Annotated in this window: 1 protein-coding gene and 1 pseudogene; both read left to right on the top strand. The window is 62.3% G+C overall.

What is annotated here, in order from left to right; genetic code table 11:
- On the top strand, positions 1-289 hold a 289-nt coding region (locus JN414_RS16480; RefSeq protein WP_202208882.1), incomplete at its 5' end, for a hypothetical protein.
- Between the two features lie 10 nt (positions 290-299).
- Positions 300-491 (top strand): annotated as a pseudogene (locus JN414_RS16475) (phage tail protein); the annotation flags it as partial.

Here is a 491-nt window from a genome sequence, read left to right as displayed (position 1 = left end):
CATCTTTGTGAGTGGCGGCCAGATCCTGTCCAGCCAGTTCAGTGATGCCGCACTTTTGGCGATCTCGATGCAGCTGTTTTACGGCAGCCGCGCAGGCCTGGTCGCTCATGTGGCGGACCAGGCCGTTGCGCCTTCAGCTCCGACTGAGAACGTCACAAGCGGGGCAGGATCCTCTGGATCTGCATCGGTGGTCAGCGGCGGGTCATCTCCTGTCAGCTCGGGCGGGACGGTAGTCTCCAGCGGATCGACGACGTCTGGCGGAACCGTGACGTCAGCCGGCGCAGCATAAGGAGGGCGACATGAGTTTCACTGGTGCGACTGCCGGTTATTCGGCCGGGGCCCAGGCCAATGACGTTATCGTCGCCATTGCTGCGGAAGCCGAATATGGAATAGCGCCTGCTGGCGTCTATCAGCGGCTCCGTCTGACAGGCGAGACGTTCCGCTGCCAAAGAACCCGGCAGCGTCCAGAGGAACTGGAAAGCAGCTGGGAG

The organism is Gluconobacter sp. Gdi (assembly GCF_014132155.1).
Taxonomy (GTDB): Bacteria; Pseudomonadota; Alphaproteobacteria; order Acetobacterales; family Acetobacteraceae; genus Gluconobacter.
Note: the sequence above shows the minus strand (reverse complement) of the source record. Positions and strands in the feature narration are given on the sequence as shown.